We start from the raw sequence: 20,389 nt of genomic DNA on the forward strand, positions 1-20,389 counted from the left end.
ATTATTATTCGCTTGTAGCTTCTTCTTCGGTTTCTTCACCATCTGTGTCTTCATCTTCGTTCTTCACGCCGCCACCAGGTGACTGCAATGTAGCAACGGTAAAGTCGCGGTCGGTAATTGTTGGCTCAACACCGTCGGGCAGCGTAATCGCACTGATATGGATTGAGTCACCGATTTTCAGACCATCAAGATCAATGATGATTTTTTCCGGAATATCGGTTGCTGGGCAATTCAGCTCGATTTCGTGACGGACAACGTTCAACACGCCACCAATCTTTAGCGCTGGACAAATATCCTCATTGATAAACTCAACAGGAACGCCAACGGCCACTTTTACCGAACCGGATACCCGCAGAAAATCCATATGCAGAATAGTGTCAGATACCGGATGGAACTGAATATCACGGGTTAGAACCGTGTTTTTCTTGCCATCGACCTTGATCTCCAGCAAACGGCCGAAAATACCGGGCTGATGCACGATTTTGGTAATTTCACGGGTAGACATGTTAATGCCTAGAGGTTCCTTCTTGTCGCCGTAAATAACGGCTGGGACAAGACCTGCGCGGCGTGCCGCACGGGCGGACCCCTTACCGACCCGTTCGCGCTGTTCAGCGCTAATGGTTGTTATGTCAGACATTGCTAACTCCTTTATCAAACAATGACTATGCCTCCAGGGGTGCATAGCGGTGCGAGGTATAGGCCGTAAATCACCAAAACACAAGCGTTTTACGTGCCGCAGACACGATTCAGGTTATGTTTTGTGACGATGGTTTGAAATTTGAAAAGGGGTCTTGGTAAAAGCCCCCAACCCATTAGATGCTACCAATTAGAACAATGTTGAAACTGACCGTTCTTCATTGATTCGCAGGATCGCTTCGCCAAGCAAGGGCGCAACTGATAGATGCCGCACATTACGCGCAACCCGCACCGCTTCAGTGGCGGGAATCGAATCCGTTGTAACCAGCGAATTAAGCGGCGAGGCTGCCACCCGGCTCACCGCGCCACCTGACAATACGCCATGCGTGACATAGGCATCAACGCTCAACGCGCCGTCATTCATCAAGGCAACAGCCGCATTACACAAAGTGCCACCCGAATCGACAATATCGTCAACCATGATGCAATGACGTTTGCTTACATCACCGATGATATTCATGACTTCGGATACGCCAGCTTTAGGGCGGCGCTTATCAATGATCGCCAGATCAGCATCAAGCCGTCTGGCCAGTGAACGTGCCCGCACCACGCCGCCAACATCAGGCGATACGATCATCAGCTTCGATCCATCATAGCGTTGTTTGATATCTTCGATGAAAACTGGTGCGGCGAACAGATTATCAGTTGGAATATCGAAAAAGCCTTGTATCTGGCCTGCATGCAGATCAATCGTCAGCACGCGATCGGCACCTGCCGAGGTAATAAGATTGGCCAGTAATTTTGCCGAAATCGGCGTACGGGGCCCCGATTTACGATCTTGGCGCGCATAGCCATAATAAGGCAGGACAGCTGTGATCCGGCGGGCTGATCCACGACGCAGCGCATCAAGCGCGACAAGCAATTCCATGACATTGTCATTCGCGGGGAAACAGGTTGACTGGATAACAAACACATCTTCACCACGAACATTTTCGGCGATCTCGACAAACACTTCCATATCGGCAAAGCGTTTTACATCGGCGAGGGTGAGCGGAACATCAAGGTAGGCGGCAATAGCTTCCGCAAGAGGACGATTACTATTGCAAGATAAAATCTTCATGCGTCAAAACCTTTGCCGGTTTTCGTGGTTGTAGCCCACTACAAGAAGCATGTTATTAGCAATCACATGGCGAACCGACAAGGTGGTTTTCACCTTTTCTTTACACTTTTATTACGGGGCACTGTTCAGATGATGCAACTGGCCAGCAAGGAAAGAAACAGTAACCCAAGGAAAATATATAGATGCGGCATTTTACGCCTCTTGCATGATGGTGGAAAATGGTTGCAGGGCGATGACTGAAATAAGGCGGCCTGAGTCGCTATCACCTGCATGAGTCGCAAAGCGATGCGAGAAGAACTGCTCTGATTCGCTATAGGTATCGCGCAGGCAGTCATGAATCGCGCCAATGCCACAACTCTCTAGACGCATGGCGACATAGCCAGCAAGGTCAAAGCGGTATTTGCCAGGTTCTTGGTCAGTGGCAAAAAAGACCACGGCTTCATCCGTGCTGGCCAGCACTTCATCACGCAAGTCACTGCCAACCTGATAACTATGCTGGCGGATACAAGGGCCAATCAGTGCGGTTATATTATCGCGCGTGGCACCGGCCTTGCACATGCGATTGACCGTTGCTTCCAGCACCCCGCCACATGCGCCGCGCCAGCCGGCATGGGCGGCGCCAATCACACCGGCCTGTCGGTCGGCGAACAGAATCGGGGTGCAATCGGCTGTCAAAATCGCCAACCCATATTCAGCTATTGCTGTGACATGCGCATCGGCATCCGGGCGCTGGTGTGCATCTTGATCAGATGTGACCAGCACGGCATCGGCTGAATGGCATTGCCGAAGCCCGTATAACCTATTTGCGCCAAGCCCAAGGCTGGCCGCAACCCGCCTTCTATTTTCGGTGATATTGGCAGGCGCGTCCTGTGATCCATAGCCACAATTCAGACTGTTATAATAACCGCTACTCACGCCACCATTTCGGGTGAAAAAACCATGCTGGATTATGGTGCCCTCTGCATCTGGTGTCTTCCAGTCATCAAACTGGATATACGGCACCCCATCTGGCGAAATGACTGTCGAAAACTGCATCAGCGATCCTGCCTAGTTGATGATTCTGTCTTGGCATTATGCGTGACAAAGCCTGGTGGGGTGCCGTCTCCTTGCGGCACCAGCAATGCCACCTTAAAGGCGCTTCCCATCTGTGCAGGGCTGACAAGCCGGTCATAGGCGGCGAGTAATGCTCGGCGCATCTCTGGATCGGCATGAGCGGCGGCTTGTTCAGCGCGCGCCTTGAGCCCGATTTGCGTCAGAAAGCTACCTTGCTCGACAGGACCGACCAGGCGCGCACCTGCCGCGTTGGCACAAGCGGCCAGTGCCCCGAAATCCACCCAATGCGATATATCGGCCTGACCTGGCTGATAGAACAGATCGACAGGCTTATGCGCGGCAACCGCCTGCACCGTATCACCCCTATTATCTGTCTTGCCGTAATCAATGATCAAAATGGCACCGCCAAAGCGGGCTATATGCGCCGCCAGACTTCGCATGATGTCTTCACCTAACGCGCATGATTCGGCAATCGCCCCATCAAGTGGCGTCGCCATATCGTCTCCCTCTTGGCTTGGTCCTGAGTTGTTTGTATCAAGTCGCCACATTTCAAGCTCGGCGTCGGTCAGGGGTTTGCCCTCGACAAAGCCCAATGCGGGGGTGGCTGTTACCAGCCGGTGCCGCCAGATGCCTGTTCGGCAGATCGCATGTGCCACTGGCAGGGCATCGAAAAATTCATTAGCAATGCCATAAAGCGGTGCGGCAGGTAAGGCCGACAGATCATCATGCCAATGGATCACCGCGTCGGGCAACGCTTGCTCTTGAAGCGTGCGCAGATATGGACTTGTTTCGATCAGATGCACCGGGCATGCCGTTAGATCTGGCATAAGCTGTTCCCAGACATGCCGCATATCGGCCATTAAGGTGCCGCGCCCAGGGCCGCATTCGATAATCGCTGGTTTTTGGTGTCCAGATGCTGTTTCCTCTGGTGTCTGGCCAAGCTCGAACATATGCGCCAGAAACAAACCACACATCTCACCAAAAAGGCCGGATATTTCGGGTGCGGTGATAAAGTCCCCTTTTTGGCCAAAGGGATCACTTGATTGATAATAGCCAGCACTAGCTGTGCTTAACGCGATTTCGATATAGCGTGCCAGTGACAGTGGGCTATCAGCTGCAATCTGCGCGACAAGCGAAGCTGTCATATCATCGGCATTAATATCATCACCGCTGGCAATGCTCATCTGCGGCGCTCCCGCATTAACAGATAAAGACCACCTGCCAGCATCGGCAAACATAAGATCTGTCCCATCGTGATCACGCCAAATAATACACCTAGATGCGCATCGGGTTCGCGCGCGAATTCGATCAGATAACGGCTCGCTCCATAACCGATCAGCATAATGGCTGTAAGACGTCCTTGATATGCTAGCCAGCCTTTCCGGTAGCCCATGAGCATAGCCAGTCCCAGCACCAGCCCTTCGAGGCCAGCTTCATAAAGCTGGCTTGGATGACGCGGGGCACCGTCGCTATGCGGAAACACCATTGCCCACGGCACATCGGTAATCCGTCCCCATAATTCACCATTGATAAAATTGGCAATGCGACCAAAGAATAGTCCTATCGGCAATACCATCGACACCCGATCGCTGATCGCCAGCACTGGTATCTGATGCCGCCGCGCCAGCAGCATCATGGCGAATGTAACACCAACCAACCCGCCGTGAAATGACATGCCGCCTTGCCATATCTTAAAGATATCTAGCGGATAGGATAGGAAATAGCTGGCATTGTAAAACAGCACATAGCCAAGACGCCCGCCAGCAATGATCCCGATCAAAACATAATTCATCAGGCTATCAAGCGCGACACTGGTCATGGCTGAGTCGGCTTTATTGGCTTCTCGCTTCAACAGATAAAAACCGATCAGCAAGCCCGCTATATAGGCCAGCGCATACCAGCGAATACCAAAATTACCAAACTGAATGGCAAATTCATTGAATTCAGGCAGAATGATTCCGGCTGATGAAACTATCTCGGCTGTTTGGGCATCGGCTGTTTGTAAGTTGCTGGTCATGGCTAGATACGATCCGGCTGGTTGAAACTATCGTCGCATCGGCAAAGAACAGCGATGCGACATAATGTGGTGATTGCAAGCTTAGCGCATTCACCTTATCTCTAGTAGAGGATAAATAGGCAACCTGCTTATCTTTGGGTAAACTGCCCATCACAAATGCACAGGTTGGATCGTCATAGTAGGAGAATTTCATGGCTTTGCGTTCATCTTTAATGTCAGACCTTGCCCAGATGGCCAATGGGGCCGCATCCGCCCTTGGCGGGGTGCGCGAAGAAATAGATAATATGATACGCCATCGTTTAGAACGCACCTTGAATGCGCGTGGGTTAGTTACGCGTGAGGAATTTGACGCACTGCGTACCCGTCATGAAGCGCTTGCTGCGCGTCTGGCCATGCTTGAGGCGGCGTCATCAGCCCAGCCAGCCGGCAAAACCAAGGCCAAAACCGCATCCGAATCAGGTGCCGAATCGATGCCCCGTACAGCTACAAAAACCGCCAAACGTCCTGTGGCTAAAAAACCAGCTGCAAAAAAGCCTGCCGCGCCAAAAAATAAATGAAATGTGACTGATGGCTGAACCAAGCCGAATCACCAGAAAAACAGGAAAAAACACTAAAAATTGTGGTTTTGCAAATTCCAGACACTAAATATTGTGTCGAAATAGCTTGATCAGCCGCACCGCTTTTGTCACTTTAGGTCATGAAGGTGCTATTCTAGGCACCCAAACGCATATGCCTTATTGGAACATGACAATGGCGCTGACCCAGCAAAATGACGATATTATTCTTGCCGACCCAATTGAGCTTGTGTCGCGTTTTGTCACACGGCATGACTGGCTTTTACGGCGTCAGGCCAGCAACGCCATCTTTGCTGAAATTCCCGGTAAATGGAGCGATTATCAACTGCATGCTACCTGGCAGGTTTCAGAACAGACAATGCACGTGACTTGCCGCATTGATATTCAGGCTGATGAAAGTCAGTTTGGCGAAATAGCCTTGCTTGCCGCTTTGTTAAATCAGCAGGTATTTATCGGGCATTTGGCGTTTGATATCACCAATGGCGAGCTGGAATTGCGTCATACGCTGGCTTTACGTGGTGCGGGCGGGGCTACGCCTGAACAGATCGAAGATGTGGTTGATATCATGCTTGGCGAATGTGAACAGAATTTTCCGGCCATTTATCAGGTGGCGCATGGCGCCATGCAAGCGACCGACGCGGCTGCGATTGTCTTGATGCCGACAATGGGTGAGGCATGAGCACAGCCAGCATCCCGTCACCACAACATCATATCGTCCTTATTGGATGTGGTAAGATGGGTGGTGCCATGCTAGAAGGCTGGATTGCTGATACCGAACTTGACGCGCATTTTTCCATAATCGAACCGTTTCAGGATCATCTTGGCTGGACAAACAAACACGCCCATATCGCGCTGTTTGAAAGTTGTGCCGCCGCCGAAACCGCATCCATCCCGCCCGCGACGATCATCGTGCTGGCAGTGAAGCCACAGGTGATGGACGCGGCGATAGGGCATTTTGCCCCTATGATCGACGATGATACGGCGTTTCTGTCGATCGCCGCTGGCATTACAACCGCCTGGCTGGCGTCACGCCTTGACGTTTTGATGGGAGGCACCGCGCCAATACTGCGCGCTATGCCGAATACACCCGCCGCGATTGGTCATGGCATCACCGTGCTATATAGCGGTAAGGCAACAGATGCTAAGCGCGATCTTGCTGGCCAGCTATTGGCGGCGGTCGGGCAGGTTGTGATGATTGACGATGAAAGCCTGATGGATGCTGTTACCGCGGTTTCGGGTTCTGGGCCTGCTTATGTGTTTTTGCTTGCCGAGGTGATGACCAAAGCGGCGATCGAAGCTGGCTTGCCAGCTGATCTCGCCGCCAAGCTTGCCGCGGCCACGGTGGCGGGGGCTGGCGCGCTGATTGCGGCGTCTGATGATGATCCGGCTATCTTGCGTGCTAATGTGACCAGCAAGGGCGGCACCACGGCGGCGGCTCTTGATGTGTTGATGGCGGATGATGGTATGGCCCCTTTGCTGGCGCGCGCTATCGCGGCGGCGAAAGCCCGTTCCATCGCGTTGGGAAGCTGATTACAACATCATTTCTGAAACGCGCTAATTATTGATTTTGTCTGCTGGCTGGAAATCGACGTCTATTTTCTTATATAAAGAGTATAAATCCATTGTTGCTGGGTAAGACGTGATGCATGACGCCGATCAGGATACCACTATAACTATGAGCCAGCTTGCCGCAGTTGCCTTTGACATGCTGGCAGATAAGCCGCTTGAGCAGATCAGCCTTGATGATGTAGCGGATGCGGCTAATATCGATCATGACTATGCCGCGATTTGTGCGGGCACTGTTTCGGCGCTGATTTTGCATCATCTATCGATGCTTGATAACAAGGCGATGAGTGAAACCTTTGACGATCTCAAAGATGCTGGTGATGTGTCGATCCGCGAAAAAATCCTTGAAGCTATTTTACATCGTTTTGAAGTCTATAATCCTTATAAAAAGGCTGTGGCCTCACTGGCTAAATCGGCGCTACGCATCCCGCCCTTTGGACTGGAATTATTGGCCAGGCGCGTGGCTGTTACCCGCCGTCTGTTATTATTATGCGGTGACAATCCCAAAGGCTGGCAAGGCGAAGCCCGCATTCATGGTGTTGTTGGCGTAATGGTGGCCAGCGCGCGTGTTTGGCACAAAGATGAATCACCAGATTTATCAATGACAATGAAGGAAATTGACCGTCGTCTTGAACAGGCTGAAGATTGGGGATGCTCACTTGGGGTTTTTGGGCGTGGAGCGTCCAGACAAAAATCCGATACGGCCAATAGCGCGGATGCCGATATGAGCCCAGATAAGAGTGCAGATCATGACTGAAGCGCATTTTGACGATTTTCTCAAACTGGATATTCGTTGTGGCACGATCATAAAGGCCGAACCCTTTCCAGAGGCGCGCAAACCGGCGGTCAAGCTGGTTATTGATTTTGGTGGTGATCTGGGAACCCGCAAATCATCCGCGCAGATAACCAAACATTATGATTGCGATGCGTTGCTAGGCAAGCAGGTCATGGCGGTAGTTAATTTTCCACCGCGCCAGATTGGCCCTTTCATGTCCGAGGTGCTAACGCTTGGTGTGCCTGATGATGCCGGCGAAGTGGTGCTGGTCTGCCCCGATAAATCGGTGCCCGATGGTGGCCGACTCTATTAAATCACAAGGCTACATAGGTAGCTTTATGGTCACCCGCAATCCGCCTAATGGTGAATTCAAAAGCGTCAGTTCGCCACCATGCCCCAGCACAATGTCGCTGGCAATCGACAGCCCCAACCCGGTGCCCCCTGTTTTACGGTTGCGAGATTCCTCGAGTCTTATAAAGGGCCGGATTGCATCGGCGCGCAATTCTTCGGGGATGCCCGCCCCATTATCATCAAATATAAAGGTGATTTCATCATTGCGCACACGCACCGTGACAACGGTCTTGGTCGAATAGCGTACGGCATTGGAAATGATATTTGAAAAGGCGCGTTGGATGGCATTGCGGCGAATGGAAAAAGGCGGAATTGCTGGGTCGGGCGCTTCAAAGCTGATATCAAAATTATGGGCTTTGGCGGCCTGACTGACCAGCCGGGATAGCATCTTGTCCACTTCAACTTCTACCGTTGGTTCTTCACCTTCGCCAGCGGCAAAAGACAGATAACCGTCAATCATATCTTCCATTTCGTCGATATCCTGACGGATGGCCTTATGATCATCATTATCTTCCATCAACGCCAATTGCAATCTGACTCTTGTAAGAGGCGTTCGTAAATCATGGCTAACACCAGCAAGCATGGCGGTGCGCTCGTTTAATTGCCGCATGATACGGTGGCGCATAGCTTGAAAGGCGCGGCCAGCAAGCCGCACTTCCTGCGCCCCTTCAAGTCGGTAATCCGGGGCTTGGCGTCCCAGCCCTAATTGCCGTGCGGCATTGGCAAGCCGATGAATCGGACGCACCTGACCACGCAGAAAAATTAGCGCCACCCCGAATAGAATGATCGAAGACCCGACTGTCCAGCCGATGAATGTCCAACTGGTTGAACTGAAAATACGCTTGCGGCTGGCATAGATGCGCAACACTCCGCTATCTAGTTCGATATCAACTGAGATCAGATTCGGGTCGCTATCGACATCGACATACCATGGCAAGGTTACACGCTTGGCAAGCTCTGTCCGCAACATCTGTTCGGCATAGGTGTCTGCGGGTGTCACATTGGTTTCGGCAAGGTCGACATCTTTGGTAAAGCTGATCGGAAAGGAAAAATATTGCCAGCCATGATCCATGATGACCTGCAGCTCTTCGTCAGTCGGGTTCGGGCCAAGCCCCTCCAGCAGATAGGCAAATTCGGATGTCAGGTTGGACGCCATATGGCGTGTTACCGTATCCCAATGGCGCTCATAGAAAATAAATACGGTGATGATCTGCACGAAAATCATCGGTGCCAGAATGATCGATAACATCCGGCCAAACAGCGTTTTAGGAAGAAACTCGCGCAACTGCATTATCTGGGGGGCCTATCGGTTCGTAAAAGCCAGCCACGATTCCGGACAGTTTGCAAAAATACCGGATGCCGCGGATCGGGTTCTAGTTTCCGCCGTAATCGGGCAACAGCAACATCGATTGATCGGCCCTCCATACGCCCTTCAACCGCGCTGGACAGATCATCGCGCGACAGCACCATGTCCGGAGCGTTGGCAAAACTTGCCAAAAGTTGCTGTTCGGCAGTGGTTATGTGAATGCGTACGTCATCACGTGTCAGCGTGCTTGTGGCAGGATCAAAGGCAAAAGGTCCGAAAATAATCAGCGCATTAGGCTCATGGCTGATAGTTGTTTTTCGTTCCAAAATACGTTTGATCCGTAACACCAGTTCACGCGGTTCAAACGGCTTTGACATGTAATCATCGGCGCCTGTTTCCAGCCCTTCGATCCGGTGTTCGGTCTCTGACATGGCAGTCAGGAATAAAGCGGGCACATTATCCTTTTTGCGCAACTCTTGCAAAAACTCCAGCCCGGTTTCGCCAGGCATCATGATGTCGATTATCAATAGATCAAATACAAAACCTGTTAAAATCTGGCGGGCTTCACTGGCATTAGCGGCATCGGTAACACGAAAACCGCTTTCTTCCAGAAACCGGCGCAAAAGATCGCGCAGACGTTCGTCATCATCAATAACCAGAATGTGATGTTGACTCATTATTGTGTGCCTCTTGCGATCATCATAGTGATCACTTCGGTTTATCGTCAAAACTGTCTATTTGGTCGCGCGTTGATTGGTCGACTAACCCGCGTAAGACACGCTGAAATCCCTCAACAGCGTCAACCCCGGCTTCACGATAGGCGCGTGCGAATCGCTTACCTTGCAGGCTCGTCAACTGATGTTCAAGCGCGGTACCTTTATCGGTCAGATACAGCAACCTTTGTCTGCGATCTTTAGTGCCGGTTTCCTGCAAAACAAATCCATCTTCCATCAAGGCTGATAATACACGGGATAAGCTTTGTTTGGTAATATTCAGAATCACCAGAAGTTCGGATACGGAAATTCCCGGGCTACGCCCGATGAAATAGATGGCGCGATGATGCGCACGCCCCATATTCTGAGCCTCCAGAATCGAGTCAGGTTCATCTGTAAAGTCTCGATAGGCAAAGAACATCAGTTCTATTCCCCGTCGAAGCTCCTCCTCGCGTAAAAAAAGAGCCTTGCCAATCGGTTTTATGTCAGCCATGTTGACCAATTATAGTTATGCCAGAAAATCTTGATACCTTAGGTAACATAAAATGGCCAGTTTGGAACTAAACAACGTACAAAACATTAAGATTTTGACGTTGTTGACAGAATATAGGAGCTAACAATGGCGTTAATTCCATTTGATGACAGGGATGGATCAATTTGGTTGGATGGTGAAATTGTGCCATGGCGTGACGCCAAAACACATACACTCAGCCACGGTTTACATTATGCAAGTCTCGTTTTTGAGGGTGAGCGCGTATATTCAGGTGTTGTCTTTGAAGGTGTTCGACATACAAAGCGTCTGCGCCAGTCGTGCAATATTCTGGATTTTGATATTCCAATCACTGACGATGAAGTTGAAGCGGCCAAACTGGCAGTAGTCGAAGCCAATAATATTGTTGATGGCTATGTGCGGGCATTTTGCTGGCGCGGGTCGGAAATGATGGCAATCTCGGCGCAGCAGACAACAACACATGTCGCTATCGCTGCTTGGGAATGGCCAAGCTATTTTGATCCCGAAACCAAGATGAAAGGCATTACGCTCGACATCTCGCAATGGCGTCGTCCATCACCTGAATCAGCGCCCGTTCAAGCCAAAGCAGCTGGCCTCTATATGATCTGTACCCTGTCCAAACATGCGGCTGAGAAAAAGGGCTTTCAGGACTCGCTGATGCTTGATTACCGTGGCTATATCGCCGAGGCGACAGGCGCGAATGTATTTTTCATTGATGATGAAGGCACCATGCATACGCCTATTCCTGACTGCTTCTTGAATGGCATTACCCGCCAGACCGTGATTGAAATGGCCAAATCGATGCAGATCAAAGTTGTCGAGCGTCACATGAATCCCGAAGACATGGCTAGCATGAAGGAATGTTTCCTCACCGGCACCGCGGCCGAGGTAACGCCGGTATCACAGATCGGAGATTATAAATTCACCCCATCCGATATCAGCCGCCAGCTTGTTGACGGTTATGAAAATTTGGTGCGCGGACGCTAAATATCTCTGTCAGGGTTTAACTGATTTTTCAGCTGATATGGGCTAGCCGCCGGTAACGGGCGGGAAAAAGGCAATCTCGTCGCCAGTGGTAATCTCTGTGTCGATATTGCCATAGGTGCGGTTTACCGCTACCCGAACTGTATCCATATCGCCAAGCGCATTGGCATGGCCATCCGATTGTGCTTTTAGATAAGCGACAATATCGCCGACAGTATGCATATCGGCGTTTATCTTGATCTCTTCGGTCGCGCATCCGGTATGTTCGCGCAACCAAGCAAAATATAAAATAGTGACCATCATTACCTCTGTGGCATTGCCTCGGTGGCTTGGTTGTATCTTAATCCTGTTAGCCGGATATGAAATTATCTATTTGGAACCTGCCGCAAACCGGCGATTATATATCCCATACCTGTCTGCAAGGTCAGCAATGCCGCTACCCATAACAACATCAAACCAATATCATGTGCATATATAAGGCTGGGGAAGGCAGGTGCTCCGATCAACGTACCCAGCGCCAGAATTTGCACCGTTGTTTTCCATTTGGCAAGGCGGGTAACTGGCACGGTAAAACTGATCTTCGCCAGATATTCACGCAAGCCGGAAATCATGAATTCGCGGCTTATGATCAATAAGGCAGGCACAAGGAAAACCCACCCGCTGGTCTGCACGCTGGCCAATGCCAACAGCACCGCGCCGATAAGCATTTTGTCCGCAATAGGGTCAAGCATTTCACCAAAGCCTGACTCGATCTTCATCTGTCGTGCCAGCATACCATCTAGATAATCGGTAATGCTGGCAATCGTAAATAGGATGAAGGCGACAAGATAGCCATAGGACGCATCGTCGATCCATATCATGATGGCAATAACAGGCGTTACGACAATCCGTAACACAGTCATCCAGTTTGGTATGCTATCGATAGACATCATGTTATTGCCCTTAGCGTAATGGTAAATAGGCATTTAAAAACCCAAATACCTATATCTAGCTTAATACATTATTTCTGGCCACTATAGAACCAATCAAAAATCTGTTGTGCAAATGTTTTTGAAATGCCTTCGACCGCTTCCAGATCTTTCAGACCCGCAGCCGAGACCGCGCGCGCCGAGCCGAAATGTGCCAATAAGGCCTTTTTGCGTTTGGGGCCGATACCCGGGACGGCATCAAGCGGGCTGGTAAGTTCGGTTTTGAGACGTTTGCTACGATGCGTGCCAATGGCATAGCGATGTGCTTCATCACGAAGCCGTTGCAAAAAATGCATCGCCGAGGCGTTTGGTGGTAAGGTAAAACTCTGGCGGCCATTCATATGAAACTGTTCACGGCCAGCGTTACGGTCAGGACCTTTTGAAATGGCGACAACATCAATGTCGCTAATCCCCAACTCGTCCATCACTTTGGTCACCGCAGATAGCTGGCCCTTGCCACCATCGATCAACAGCAGGTCCGGCCAGCTATCCGACAGGCGGTCAGGGTCTTCTTTCAGCGCGCGTTCAAAGCGGCGGTTGATGACTTGGCGCATCATTTCAAAATCATCACCCTGCGTGGTGCCAAATTTGCCATCATCCTTGATATTAAAGCGGCGATAGGCCGATTTCATAAAGCCTTCGGCGCCCGCGACAACCATGCCCCCGACAGCATGTTTGCCCTGAATATGTGAATTATCATAGATTTCGATCCGTTCGGGCGCGGCCGCAAGGCTAAGAGCTTCGGCAAGCTCGCCTAGCAGGCGGCGTTGTGATGCCGAATTAGCCAGATGTCGCGCTAGCGCTTCTTCGGCATTTTTGATCGCCATCGCCATGATCTTGTGCCGGGCGCCGCGTTGCGGGCTGCTTAGCTTCACCGCGCGTCCGGTTTGACTCGACAGGGCATCACTAATCAGCGTGGCATCTTCAGGCATTTCGCATAGCAATATTTCGGCAGGGGCTTCCTTATCGTCATAGAACTGCCCCATAAAGGCGGTCAGCGTTTCGGCAGGTGACGTGGTGCCTGGATGTGTCAGAAAATAGGAACGGTTGCCATAATTAGATCCCCCACGGATAAAGAAAATCTGGATACAGGATCGTGCGCCACTTTGGGCAATGGCGATAATATCGGCATCTTTCAGATTTGGGATGTTGATGTCCTGACTGGCTTGAATGCCGGTCAGGGCGCGGATACGGTTGCGCCAGATCGCGGCTGTTTCGAATTCCAGCTTGTCCGCCGCATCATGCATGCGACGTGCGTAATCGCGTTGAATTTGTGCCGAATCTCCAGACAGGAAACGTCGTGCCTGATTCATCTGTTTGGCATAGTCGGCCTTATTAACATAACCGACACAGGGCGCAGTACAGCGCTTGATTTGATATTGCAAACAGGGGCGCGTGCGCGTGGCAAAGACCGAATCCGAACAGGTGCGCAACATAAAGGCACGCGCCAGATCGGCAACTGTACGATTAACTGAACCTGCCGAGGCAAAGGGGCCAAAATAATCGCCCTTGCGGTTTTTGCGACCACGATGTTTTGCCAGCTGGCCAAAATCATGATCGGCAGTTAACAAAATCTGCGGCAAGCTTTTATCATCGCGTAACAGAATATTATAACGCGGCTTCATTTTCTTGATCAAATTTGATTCAAGTAGCAAGGCTTCGATTTCTGATTTGGTGACAATCACCTCAAGCTTTTCGGTTTCGCTGACCATGCGCATGATCCGGTTGGAAAGCCGGTTCGGCTGGGTATAGCTACTAACCCGCCGGACAAGGTCACGCGCTTTGCCCACATAGAGAACTTCGCCCAGCCCATTGGTCATCCGGTACACGCCAGGCTGATGCGGCAACACCTTGAGCTCTTCTTTCAGATAGCTGATGCCACGCCAGATATCGGGTGGTAGATTGGCTGTCTTGGCATCATCATCAAAGCTTTGTATCGACGTCGTCATGACTTTAATCTAAGCCTTTCAATGACTTTGTCATAGCCCAAATCGTGACCTGACTGGTGCTACGAATCGCGACAAGATGTTTCTAAATGTCGCAGGGAGATTCTATCCCCTAACCCTGTGGATAAAACTGGGGACAAATAGCCATTTTATGGGTCACGCCCCTTATTTCCTGCGAAAATAACCACTTTGCCTAAATTTTAGGCAATTTTATATAAATAAATTAAAACAACAGGTTAATATATAGCAATAGGGAAAATGAAATAAAATTTATATTTAGTTTGCATAATTTATCTTGAATTGTGACAAATTTTTTTACTTGTGCAAAACATCACCTGATTCGGTCAATAATTTATCTGTTTTAGCTGTCAAACTATGAAATTTGAAAACCGGAAAAACATCAAAAAAACAAAGCAAAAGATGATTCTGATAAAGTTGTAATAGCATCATATTGCGTAAATGCCGCGTTCGTATCTTAGCTACATCTTAGCCGCACCTAACCTGCGTCTCAGCCGCGACGACCCGGTTTTTGGCGCCCGCGTTTTTTTGGTGGTGCCCCTGGTGTGCCAGCTGGGAATCCATAATTTTGTGCAATCGAGCTTGGCACCCCCGGGGCGGTCAGTCCCAATTCGGCCGCTTCCATCCGGCGTATTTCGTCACGCAGACGGGCGGCTTCTTCAAATTCCAAATTGGCGGCTGCATCTTTCATGCTGGCTTCAAGATCGGCGATCACGGTTTTGAAGTTATTACCGACCAACGCGCCATCTTTGCCACCAGCTTGCGGGGTCAGATGATCGGCGCGGTCATAGACCGACCCCAGCACATCGGCAATATCCTTTTTCACTGACTCAGGCGTGATGCCATTGGCTTTGTTCCAGGCTTCCTGTTTGGTGCGGCGGCGGTTGGTTTCGTCAAGCGCATATTGCATCGAGTCGGTGATCCGGTCGCCATACAGAATGACGCGCCCTTCGACATTTCGCGCCGCCCGGCCAATGGTTTGCACCAAAGATGTTTTTGACCGCAGAAAGCCTTCCTTATCGGCATCCAGAATCCCGACCAATGCGCATTCAGGAATATCCAACCCCTCGCGCAGCAGATTGATCCCGATCAGAATGTCAAACACGCCGAGCCGCAAATCGCGCATAATTTCGATCCGTTCCAGCGTATCAATATCCGAATGCAGATAGCGTACTTTCAAGCCCGCTTCGAACATATATTCGCTCAAGGCCTCGGCCATCTTCTTGGTCAAGGTGGTGATCAGCACGCGCTGGCCTTTGGCGGCGGCGTCGCGGCATTCGGCGATGATATCATCGACCTGATTGCCGGTTGGCCGGACGATACATTCGGGATCGATCAATCCGGTGGGGCGGACGATCTGTTCGGAAAAGACCCCGCCGGTGCGTTCCATTTCATAGGTACCTGGCGTGGCAGATACATAGATCGTTTGCGGTCGGAAGCCTTCCCATTCTTCAAATTTCAAAGGCCGGTTATCCATACAGGATGGCAAGCGGAATCCATGTTCGGCCAGCGTTGATTTGCGCGCAAAGTCGCCTTTATACATCGCCCCCAACTGTGGCACGGTGACATGGCTTTCATCGACGATCAGCAAGGCATTTTCGGGCAGATATTCGAATAAAGTCGGTGGTGGCTCGCCTGGGCCCCGCCCGGACAGATAGCGCGAATAATTCTCGATGCCCGCACAGACGCCGGTGGCTTCGATCATCTCAACATCGAATTGCGTGCGTTGTTCGATACGCTGGGCTTCCAGCAGTTTATTGGCTTCGGTCAATTCAGCCAGCCGTTGTTTCAGCTCGATCTTGATTGATTTACAGGCTTGCTGCAAGGTTGGGCGCGGCGTTACATAATGCGAATTGGCGAACACCGTGATTGTGGGCAGGCTGGCAAATTTTTCACCGGTCAGCGGGTCAAATTCATGGATTGCTTCGACCTCGTCACCAAACAGCGAAATCCGCCATGCGCGATCTTCCAGGTGGGCGGGAAATAATTCCACCGAATCCCCGCGCACACGAAAGGTGCCACGCACGAAATTCGTATCATTGCGCTTATATTGCAATTCGGTAAATTTGCGCAGCATGTCTTGCCGTGGAAAATTCTCACCACTGGTGATTTTCTGCGTCATCGTCGAATAGGTTTCGACCGATCCGATACCATAGATGCACGATACTGACGCGACGATAATCACATCGTCACGTTCCAGCAAAGACCGCGTTGCCGAATGCCGCATCCGGTCAATCTGTTCATTGATCGATGATTCCTTTTCGATATAGGTATCGCTTCGCGGCACATAGGCTTCGGGCTGGTAATAATCGTAATAGGACACGAAATATTCGACCGCATTATCCGGAAACAGCGACTTCATCTCGCCATAAAGCTGGGCGGCCAGCGTCTTGTTGGGTGCCAGAATCAAGGTCGGGCGTTTCATTTCGCGGATCACATGCGCGGCGGTAAAGGTCTTGCCTGATCCCGTCACTCCCAACAGAACCTGATCGCGTTCGCCGTTTTTGACCCCCTCGATCAATTCGGCAATCGCCGTGGGCTGATCACCGGCGGGTTTGAAATCTGATTGCAGATCAAAATCGGCAGGCGCCCGCGCCCGCTTGATAATCATATTATCAGTGGCGGCTTTATCGGCGACAGCAGTATCGGGGCTATCTGTATTGTGGGTGATCTCATCCATGCCCCAAAGATAAGCGCATCACAGCATAAGCGAAAGGGGGCAGATGAAATTTTAGCGTAGCGCATCCATGAAGCTGGCGATTATGCCACTACATTTGCTAATTTTCCTGCTCTGGTCGATCAGGTGAATGCACGCCCAAAATGTTTCACGTGAAACATTTCGTGAACAAACACAGTGGCGAGAGAGGTGCCGCCGATCATCTTCATGCCAAAAGGCAGGTGAAAAGTCTTGCCCAAAAGCCTGTCTGGCCGCATAAATGGATATCAGTCGCAACCATATTGCCAGCCCCGCATAGGCCAGCCCCGCATAGGAGAACCCGATGCCGTTTATTTCAGATCGCCTAGCCCGTCTAGCCCCGTCGCCAACGGTGGAAATTACCGGTATTGCGCTGGATATGAGGCGCGCGGGGCGTGATGTTATTGGCCTGAGCGCGGGTGAGCCGGATTTCGATACCCCCCTGCATATCAAAGAGGCCGCGCAAAAGGCGATGGCCGATGGCAAAACCAAATATACGCAGGTTGATGGCATACCTGAATTGAAAGAAGCAATTGTTCGTAAATTCAAACGCGAAAATGGAATTGAAACGACAGCCGACGCGGTTAGCGTTGGCACAGGTGGCAAGCAGATCTTGTTTAATGCTTTGCTGGCGACCCTCAACCCCGGGGATGAGGTGCTGATCCCGACGCCCTATTGGGTATCTTTCAAAGGTATCGTCGATCTGGCCGAAGGCGTGCCGGTCTTTCTGCCATGTCCGTTTGCAAGTGGCATGAAGCTGACCCCCGCGCAATTGGATGCGGCGATCACCCCGCGTACCAAGTGGCTGATCCTGAATAGCCCATCAAACCCAACAGGCGTTGGCTATAGCGCGGCCGAACTGGCGGCGTTTGCCGATATTCTGCGCCAACATCCAGCGGTGCATGTCATCAGCGATGATATTTACGAGCATCTTTGCTATGATGATTTTACCTTTGCCACGCTGGCGGCCATTGCCCCCGATTTGCAGGATCGCATTCTGACCGCGAATGGCGTGTCGAAATCATTCTGCATGACGGGCTGGCGGATTGGCTATTGTACGGGGCCCGTGCCGCTGATTAAGGCGATGGCCAAAATCCAGTCACAATCAACCTCGAACCCGAATTCGATTGCCCAATATGCGGCGCTGGCAGCGCTGGATGGGCCGATGGATTTCATGTGGTCAAATCTGGCCGCCTTTGACCGCCGACGCAAGATGGTTGTGGCCGCGCTTGATGCGATTGATGGGGTCGAATGCCCAACGCCCGACGGCGCCTTTTATGTCTATCCCTCGATCAAAGGGCTGATTGGCAAGCATACGCCAGATGGCACGATCATCGAAACGGACAAGGACTTTGCCCAGTATCTTTTGCAGGCAGGTGAAGTCGCGATTGTGCCAGGCGTGGCGTTCGGGCTGGAGCCGCATTTCCGCGTATCCTATGCGGCATCAGACGCGATGCTGGAACGCGCAATGACACGTATTCGTGACGCGGTAAATGCACTTGCATAGAGATATCTTATGAATAAACAACTAGTGATGTTCGGGCATTAGCCCAAATATTGATTTCGAAGATCATCATCAATTTGTGCCGTGAAAGAGCAGTAAATCAGTAATTGATAATTTATTGTCTAAACGAAGCGCAGATTGCATCAGTTTCAATGACAAAACGCCAAACGGCTTTGAAATTGTCTAGACTGTGTTGCAATAGGAGTTTGCCTGCCATGCATTTTCGGCAAAGCAATCGACTTCAAAGACGTTCCGTTGGCGGGTCACTAACGCTTGGGATAGGGCGGGGCGCTGGATGCCGGTTTCTTTGCTAATAACAACATAGATGTGATTGACCTTGTTGCCACTGTCCCCAATATTATGTGATGTGATGTGAAGGTATGATGGGCGGATAAAATCTGCCTCATAACCGCCACATTAGGGGAGTTAACTACATAGGTAATAATCCGGGAGACTGACGATATGCTGATCAAAAACAAAGCGTCATGGGCCTTGCCCGAATCTGCGGCGACCCCCGAACATGTCTATATGAACCGGCGAAGCTGGCTGAAAGCGGCAGGCTTTAGCGGTCTTGGCCTAGCTGGCGCGATGATGGGCGGCGGCATGGCATCATCGGCGTTGGCGGCGATCACCGGTTATCCGGCGGCGCGGAATAACGCCTATGGTCTGGATCGGGCAATCACCGACGAGGAAGAAGCCACCACCTATACCAATTTCTATGAATTTGGCTCGTCAAAGAATATCTGGAAGAAAACCCGCAACATGACAACCGACCCGTGGGCGGTGACGATTGACGGGCTTGTTGAATCCGAAATGACGATTGACGCCGAAGATCTGGTGCGCCAGATGGGCGGGCTGGAAGAACGGCTATACCGGCATCGCTGTGTCGAGGCTTGGGCGATGGCGGTGCCATGGACCGGGGTGCCGCTGGCGAATCTAATCAAGCTGGCCAAGCCATTACCCGAAGCCAAATATCTGCGTATGGAAACCTTTCTTGATCCGGATGTTGCGCCTGGGCAAAAACAGGGCTGGTATCCTTGGCCCTATGTCGAGGGGCTGACCATTGCCGAAGCGCAAAACGAGCTGGCGTTTCTGGCCACCGGTATCTATGGCAAAAATATGCCAAACCAGAATGGCGCGCCAATCCGGCTGGTGACGCCGTGGAAATATGGCTTTAAATCGATTAAATCGATCGTCCGTTTTAGCTTTACCGATACGCAGCCTGTATCATTCTGGCAGGAGTTGGCTGGCACCGAATATGGGTTCTGGGCGAATGTGAACCCGACTGTGCCGCATCCGCGCTGGCCGCAACGCACCGAACGGCTGCTAGGCACCGGACAAAGGGTGCAAACCGAAATCTTCAATGGCTATGGCGATCAGGTCGCGGGGCTGTATGCCGATATGTCATTCGACAATAACCGGACGCTGTATTTTTAGGGGTTGGTTGGCTTGATGGATGATATGGCTTTGTTCCAAGCTGATGTCAGTGCTTTTCTATCGCAATAAACAATCTCACCATGCACTGTATGGTTTATCTCGAGTATATCTAGGACTTTCTGTTCCATTAAATATGCAAGATTGCCATCCCCCCAATCTTTGCTTTTATACGTTCTCCATTCTTTCCCATTGAGGATTTTGTTGGGTACGTGTT

Annotated in this window: 21 protein-coding genes; 8 read left to right on the forward strand and 13 right to left on the reverse strand. The window is 51.1% G+C overall.

The features are described from left to right. Positions 1-4: 4 nt before the first annotated feature. From ACTF7Q_RS06920 to lgt, 5 genes are all read right to left on the reverse strand, one after another. On the reverse strand, positions 5-637 hold the full coding sequence (locus tag ACTF7Q_RS06920; protein WP_438997118.1) for a 50S ribosomal protein L25/general stress protein Ctc: 633 nt from the start codon (positions 635-637) through the stop codon (positions 5-7). A 189-nt stretch (positions 638-826) separates the two neighbouring features. Next, positions 827-1,756, reverse strand: coding sequence for a ribose-phosphate pyrophosphokinase (locus tag ACTF7Q_RS06925; RefSeq protein ID WP_438997119.1), 930 nt, complete (start codon positions 1,754-1,756; stop codon positions 827-829). Between the two features lie 192 nt (positions 1,757-1,948). Continuing rightward, positions 1,949-2,791: a peptidoglycan editing factor PgeF gene (gene pgeF / locus ACTF7Q_RS06930; protein WP_438997120.1), complete on the reverse strand. Its 843-nt coding sequence runs from the start codon at positions 2,789-2,791 to the stop codon at positions 1,949-1,951. Beyond that, positions 2,791-3,993, reverse strand: a complete 1,203-nt coding sequence (locus ACTF7Q_RS06935) for a class I SAM-dependent methyltransferase (RefSeq protein WP_438997121.1) — start codon at positions 3,991-3,993, stop codon at positions 2,791-2,793. Before ACTF7Q_RS06935 ends, pgeF begins: the two co-directional genes overlap by 1 nt. Continuing rightward, the gene (gene lgt, locus ACTF7Q_RS06940) at positions 3,990-4,826 is read right to left on the reverse strand and encodes a prolipoprotein diacylglyceryl transferase (protein ID WP_438997122.1); all 837 of its coding nucleotides are present in this window, start codon (positions 4,824-4,826) and stop codon (positions 3,990-3,992) included. Before lgt ends, ACTF7Q_RS06935 begins: the two co-directional genes overlap by 4 nt. Positions 4,827-5,017: 191 nt before the next feature. On the opposite strand from lgt, the gene ACTF7Q_RS06945 reads away from it, so the two are divergent. The 5 genes from ACTF7Q_RS06945 (at position 5,018) to ACTF7Q_RS06965 (ending at position 8,055) form a co-directional block, all read left to right on the forward strand. Continuing rightward, positions 5,018-5,383: an accessory factor UbiK family protein gene (locus tag ACTF7Q_RS06945; RefSeq protein ID WP_438997123.1), complete on the forward strand. Its 366-nt coding sequence runs from the start codon at positions 5,018-5,020 to the stop codon at positions 5,381-5,383. Positions 5,384-5,489: 106 nt separating this feature from the next. Next, a complete protein-coding gene (locus tag ACTF7Q_RS06950; protein WP_438997124.1) occupies positions 5,490-6,080 on the forward strand; it encodes a YbjN domain-containing protein in 591 nt (196 codons plus the stop codon). Next, the gene (proC, locus tag ACTF7Q_RS06955; protein WP_438997125.1) at positions 6,077-6,931 is read left to right on the forward strand and encodes a pyrroline-5-carboxylate reductase; all 855 of its coding nucleotides are present in this window, start codon (positions 6,077-6,079) and stop codon (positions 6,929-6,931) included. Before ACTF7Q_RS06950 ends, proC begins: the two co-directional genes overlap by 4 nt. 112 nt (positions 6,932-7,043) lie before the next feature. Continuing rightward, complete coding sequence (locus tag ACTF7Q_RS06960; RefSeq protein ID WP_438997126.1) at positions 7,044-7,724, forward strand: hypothetical protein; 681 nt, start codon at positions 7,044-7,046, stop codon at positions 7,722-7,724. Further along, a complete protein-coding gene (locus ACTF7Q_RS06965; protein ID WP_438997127.1) occupies positions 7,717-8,055 on the forward strand; it encodes a tRNA-binding protein in 339 nt (112 codons plus the stop codon). Before ACTF7Q_RS06960 ends, ACTF7Q_RS06965 begins: the two co-directional genes overlap by 8 nt. Before the next feature lie 9 nt (positions 8,056-8,064). Here the strand turns inward: ACTF7Q_RS06965 and ACTF7Q_RS06970 are convergent, their stop codons facing one another. From ACTF7Q_RS06970 to ACTF7Q_RS06980, 3 genes are read right to left on the reverse strand one after another with little or no spacing between them, the layout of a single operon-like run. Next, entirely contained in the window at positions 8,065-9,384 is a 1,320-nt protein-coding gene (locus ACTF7Q_RS06970; protein ID WP_438997128.1) for an ATP-binding protein, read from the reverse strand. Further along, positions 9,384-10,076, reverse strand: a complete 693-nt coding sequence (locus ACTF7Q_RS06975; RefSeq protein WP_438997129.1) for a response regulator — start codon at positions 10,074-10,076, stop codon at positions 9,384-9,386. The genes ACTF7Q_RS06970 and ACTF7Q_RS06975 overlap by 1 nt, the downstream gene beginning before the upstream one ends. A gap of 31 nt (positions 10,077-10,107) precedes the next feature. Next, positions 10,108-10,605 (reverse strand): MarR family winged helix-turn-helix transcriptional regulator, encoded by a 498-nt coding sequence (locus tag ACTF7Q_RS06980; RefSeq protein WP_438997130.1) that lies wholly within the window; start codon positions 10,603-10,605, stop codon positions 10,108-10,110. Positions 10,606-10,731: 126 nt separating this feature from the next. Here ACTF7Q_RS06980 and ACTF7Q_RS06985 point away from each other — a divergent pair, with 126 nt between their 5' ends. Beyond that, positions 10,732-11,610, forward strand: a complete 879-nt coding sequence (locus ACTF7Q_RS06985) for a branched-chain amino acid aminotransferase (RefSeq protein WP_438997131.1) — start codon at positions 10,732-10,734, stop codon at positions 11,608-11,610. 42 nt (positions 11,611-11,652) lie between these two features. Here the strand turns inward: ACTF7Q_RS06985 and moaD are convergent, their stop codons facing one another. From moaD to uvrB, 4 genes are all read right to left on the reverse strand, one after another. Next, the gene (gene moaD / locus ACTF7Q_RS06990; protein ID WP_438997132.1) at positions 11,653-11,907 is read right to left on the reverse strand and encodes a molybdopterin converting factor subunit 1; all 255 of its coding nucleotides are present in this window, start codon (positions 11,905-11,907) and stop codon (positions 11,653-11,655) included. A 65-nt stretch (positions 11,908-11,972) separates the two neighbouring features. After that, positions 11,973-12,539, reverse strand: a complete 567-nt coding sequence (gene pgsA, locus ACTF7Q_RS06995; RefSeq protein ID WP_438997133.1) for a CDP-diacylglycerol--glycerol-3-phosphate 3-phosphatidyltransferase — start codon at positions 12,537-12,539, stop codon at positions 11,973-11,975. Positions 12,540-12,607: 68 nt separating this feature from the next. After that, positions 12,608-14,524, reverse strand: a complete 1,917-nt coding sequence (gene uvrC, locus ACTF7Q_RS07000) for an excinuclease ABC subunit UvrC (RefSeq protein ID WP_438997134.1) — start codon at positions 14,522-14,524, stop codon at positions 12,608-12,610. 505 nt (positions 14,525-15,029) lie between these two features. Continuing rightward, positions 15,030-17,150, reverse strand: coding sequence for an excinuclease ABC subunit UvrB (uvrB, locus tag ACTF7Q_RS07005; RefSeq protein WP_438997138.1), 2,121 nt, complete (start codon positions 17,148-17,150; stop codon positions 15,030-15,032). A gap of 388 nt (positions 17,151-17,538) precedes the next feature. Here uvrB and ACTF7Q_RS07010 point away from each other — a divergent pair, with 388 nt between their 5' ends. Then, positions 17,539-18,741, forward strand: coding sequence for a pyridoxal phosphate-dependent aminotransferase (locus tag ACTF7Q_RS07010; RefSeq protein ID WP_438997135.1), 1,203 nt, complete (start codon positions 17,539-17,541; stop codon positions 18,739-18,741). Between the two features lie 459 nt (positions 18,742-19,200). After that, on the forward strand, positions 19,201-20,175 hold the full coding sequence (gene msrP / locus ACTF7Q_RS07015) for a protein-methionine-sulfoxide reductase catalytic subunit MsrP (protein WP_438997136.1): 975 nt from the start codon (positions 19,201-19,203) through the stop codon (positions 20,173-20,175). On the opposite strand, the gene ACTF7Q_RS07020 is transcribed toward msrP, so the two are convergent. After that, a partial coding sequence (locus ACTF7Q_RS07020) for a hypothetical protein (RefSeq protein WP_438997137.1) occupies positions 20,172-20,389 on the reverse strand: 218 nt, incomplete at its 5' end. The two genes, msrP and ACTF7Q_RS07020, sit on opposite strands and share 4 nt — an antisense overlap.

The organism is Puniceispirillum sp. (SeqCode) (genome assembly GCF_965657105.1).
GTDB lineage: Bacteria > Pseudomonadota > Alphaproteobacteria > Puniceispirillales > Puniceispirillaceae > Puniceispirillum.

Excerpts from the sequence above, each read along its gene's own strand:
- ACTF7Q_RS06920 (WP_438997118.1), bottom strand. The coding sequence starts at position 637 with ATGTCTGACATAACAACCATTAGCGCTGAACAGCGCGAACGGGTCGGT.
- ACTF7Q_RS06925 (WP_438997119.1), bottom strand. The coding sequence starts at position 1,756 with ATGAAGATTTTATCTTGCAATAGTAATCGTCCTCTTGCGGAAGCTATT.
- pgeF (WP_438997120.1), bottom strand. The coding sequence starts at position 2,791 with ATGCAGTTTTCGACAGTCATTTCGCCAGATGGGGTGCCGTATATCCAG.
- ACTF7Q_RS06935 (WP_438997121.1), bottom strand. The coding sequence starts at position 3,993 with ATGAGCATTGCCAGCGGTGATGATATTAATGCCGATGATATGACAGCT.
- lgt (WP_438997122.1), bottom strand. The coding sequence starts at position 4,826 with ATGACCAGCAACTTACAAACAGCCGATGCCCAAACAGCCGAGATAGTT.
- ACTF7Q_RS06945 (WP_438997123.1), top strand. The coding sequence starts at position 5,018 with ATGGCTTTGCGTTCATCTTTAATGTCAGACCTTGCCCAGATGGCCAAT.
- proC (WP_438997125.1), top strand. The coding sequence starts at position 6,077 with ATGAGCACAGCCAGCATCCCGTCACCACAACATCATATCGTCCTTATT.
- ACTF7Q_RS06960 (WP_438997126.1), top strand. The coding sequence starts at position 7,044 with ATGCATGACGCCGATCAGGATACCACTATAACTATGAGCCAGCTTGCC.
- ACTF7Q_RS06965 (WP_438997127.1), top strand. The coding sequence starts at position 7,717 with ATGACTGAAGCGCATTTTGACGATTTTCTCAAACTGGATATTCGTTGT.
- ACTF7Q_RS06970 (WP_438997128.1), bottom strand. The coding sequence starts at position 9,384 with ATGCAGTTGCGCGAGTTTCTTCCTAAAACGCTGTTTGGCCGGATGTTA.
- ACTF7Q_RS06975 (WP_438997129.1), bottom strand. The coding sequence starts at position 10,076 with ATGAGTCAACATCACATTCTGGTTATTGATGATGACGAACGTCTGCGC.
- ACTF7Q_RS06980 (WP_438997130.1), bottom strand. The coding sequence starts at position 10,605 with ATGGCTGACATAAAACCGATTGGCAAGGCTCTTTTTTTACGCGAGGAG.
- ACTF7Q_RS06985 (WP_438997131.1), top strand. The coding sequence starts at position 10,732 with ATGGCGTTAATTCCATTTGATGACAGGGATGGATCAATTTGGTTGGAT.
- moaD (WP_438997132.1), bottom strand. The coding sequence starts at position 11,907 with ATGGTCACTATTTTATATTTTGCTTGGTTGCGCGAACATACCGGATGC.
- pgsA (WP_438997133.1), bottom strand. The coding sequence starts at position 12,539 with ATGATGTCTATCGATAGCATACCAAACTGGATGACTGTGTTACGGATT.
- uvrC (WP_438997134.1), bottom strand. The coding sequence starts at position 14,524 with ATGACGACGTCGATACAAAGCTTTGATGATGATGCCAAGACAGCCAAT.
- uvrB (WP_438997138.1), bottom strand. The coding sequence starts at position 17,150 with ATGATTATCAAGCGGGCGCGGGCGCCTGCCGATTTTGATCTGCAATCA.
- ACTF7Q_RS07010 (WP_438997135.1), top strand. The coding sequence starts at position 17,539 with ATGCCGTTTATTTCAGATCGCCTAGCCCGTCTAGCCCCGTCGCCAACG.
- msrP (WP_438997136.1), top strand. The coding sequence starts at position 19,201 with ATGCTGATCAAAAACAAAGCGTCATGGGCCTTGCCCGAATCTGCGGCG.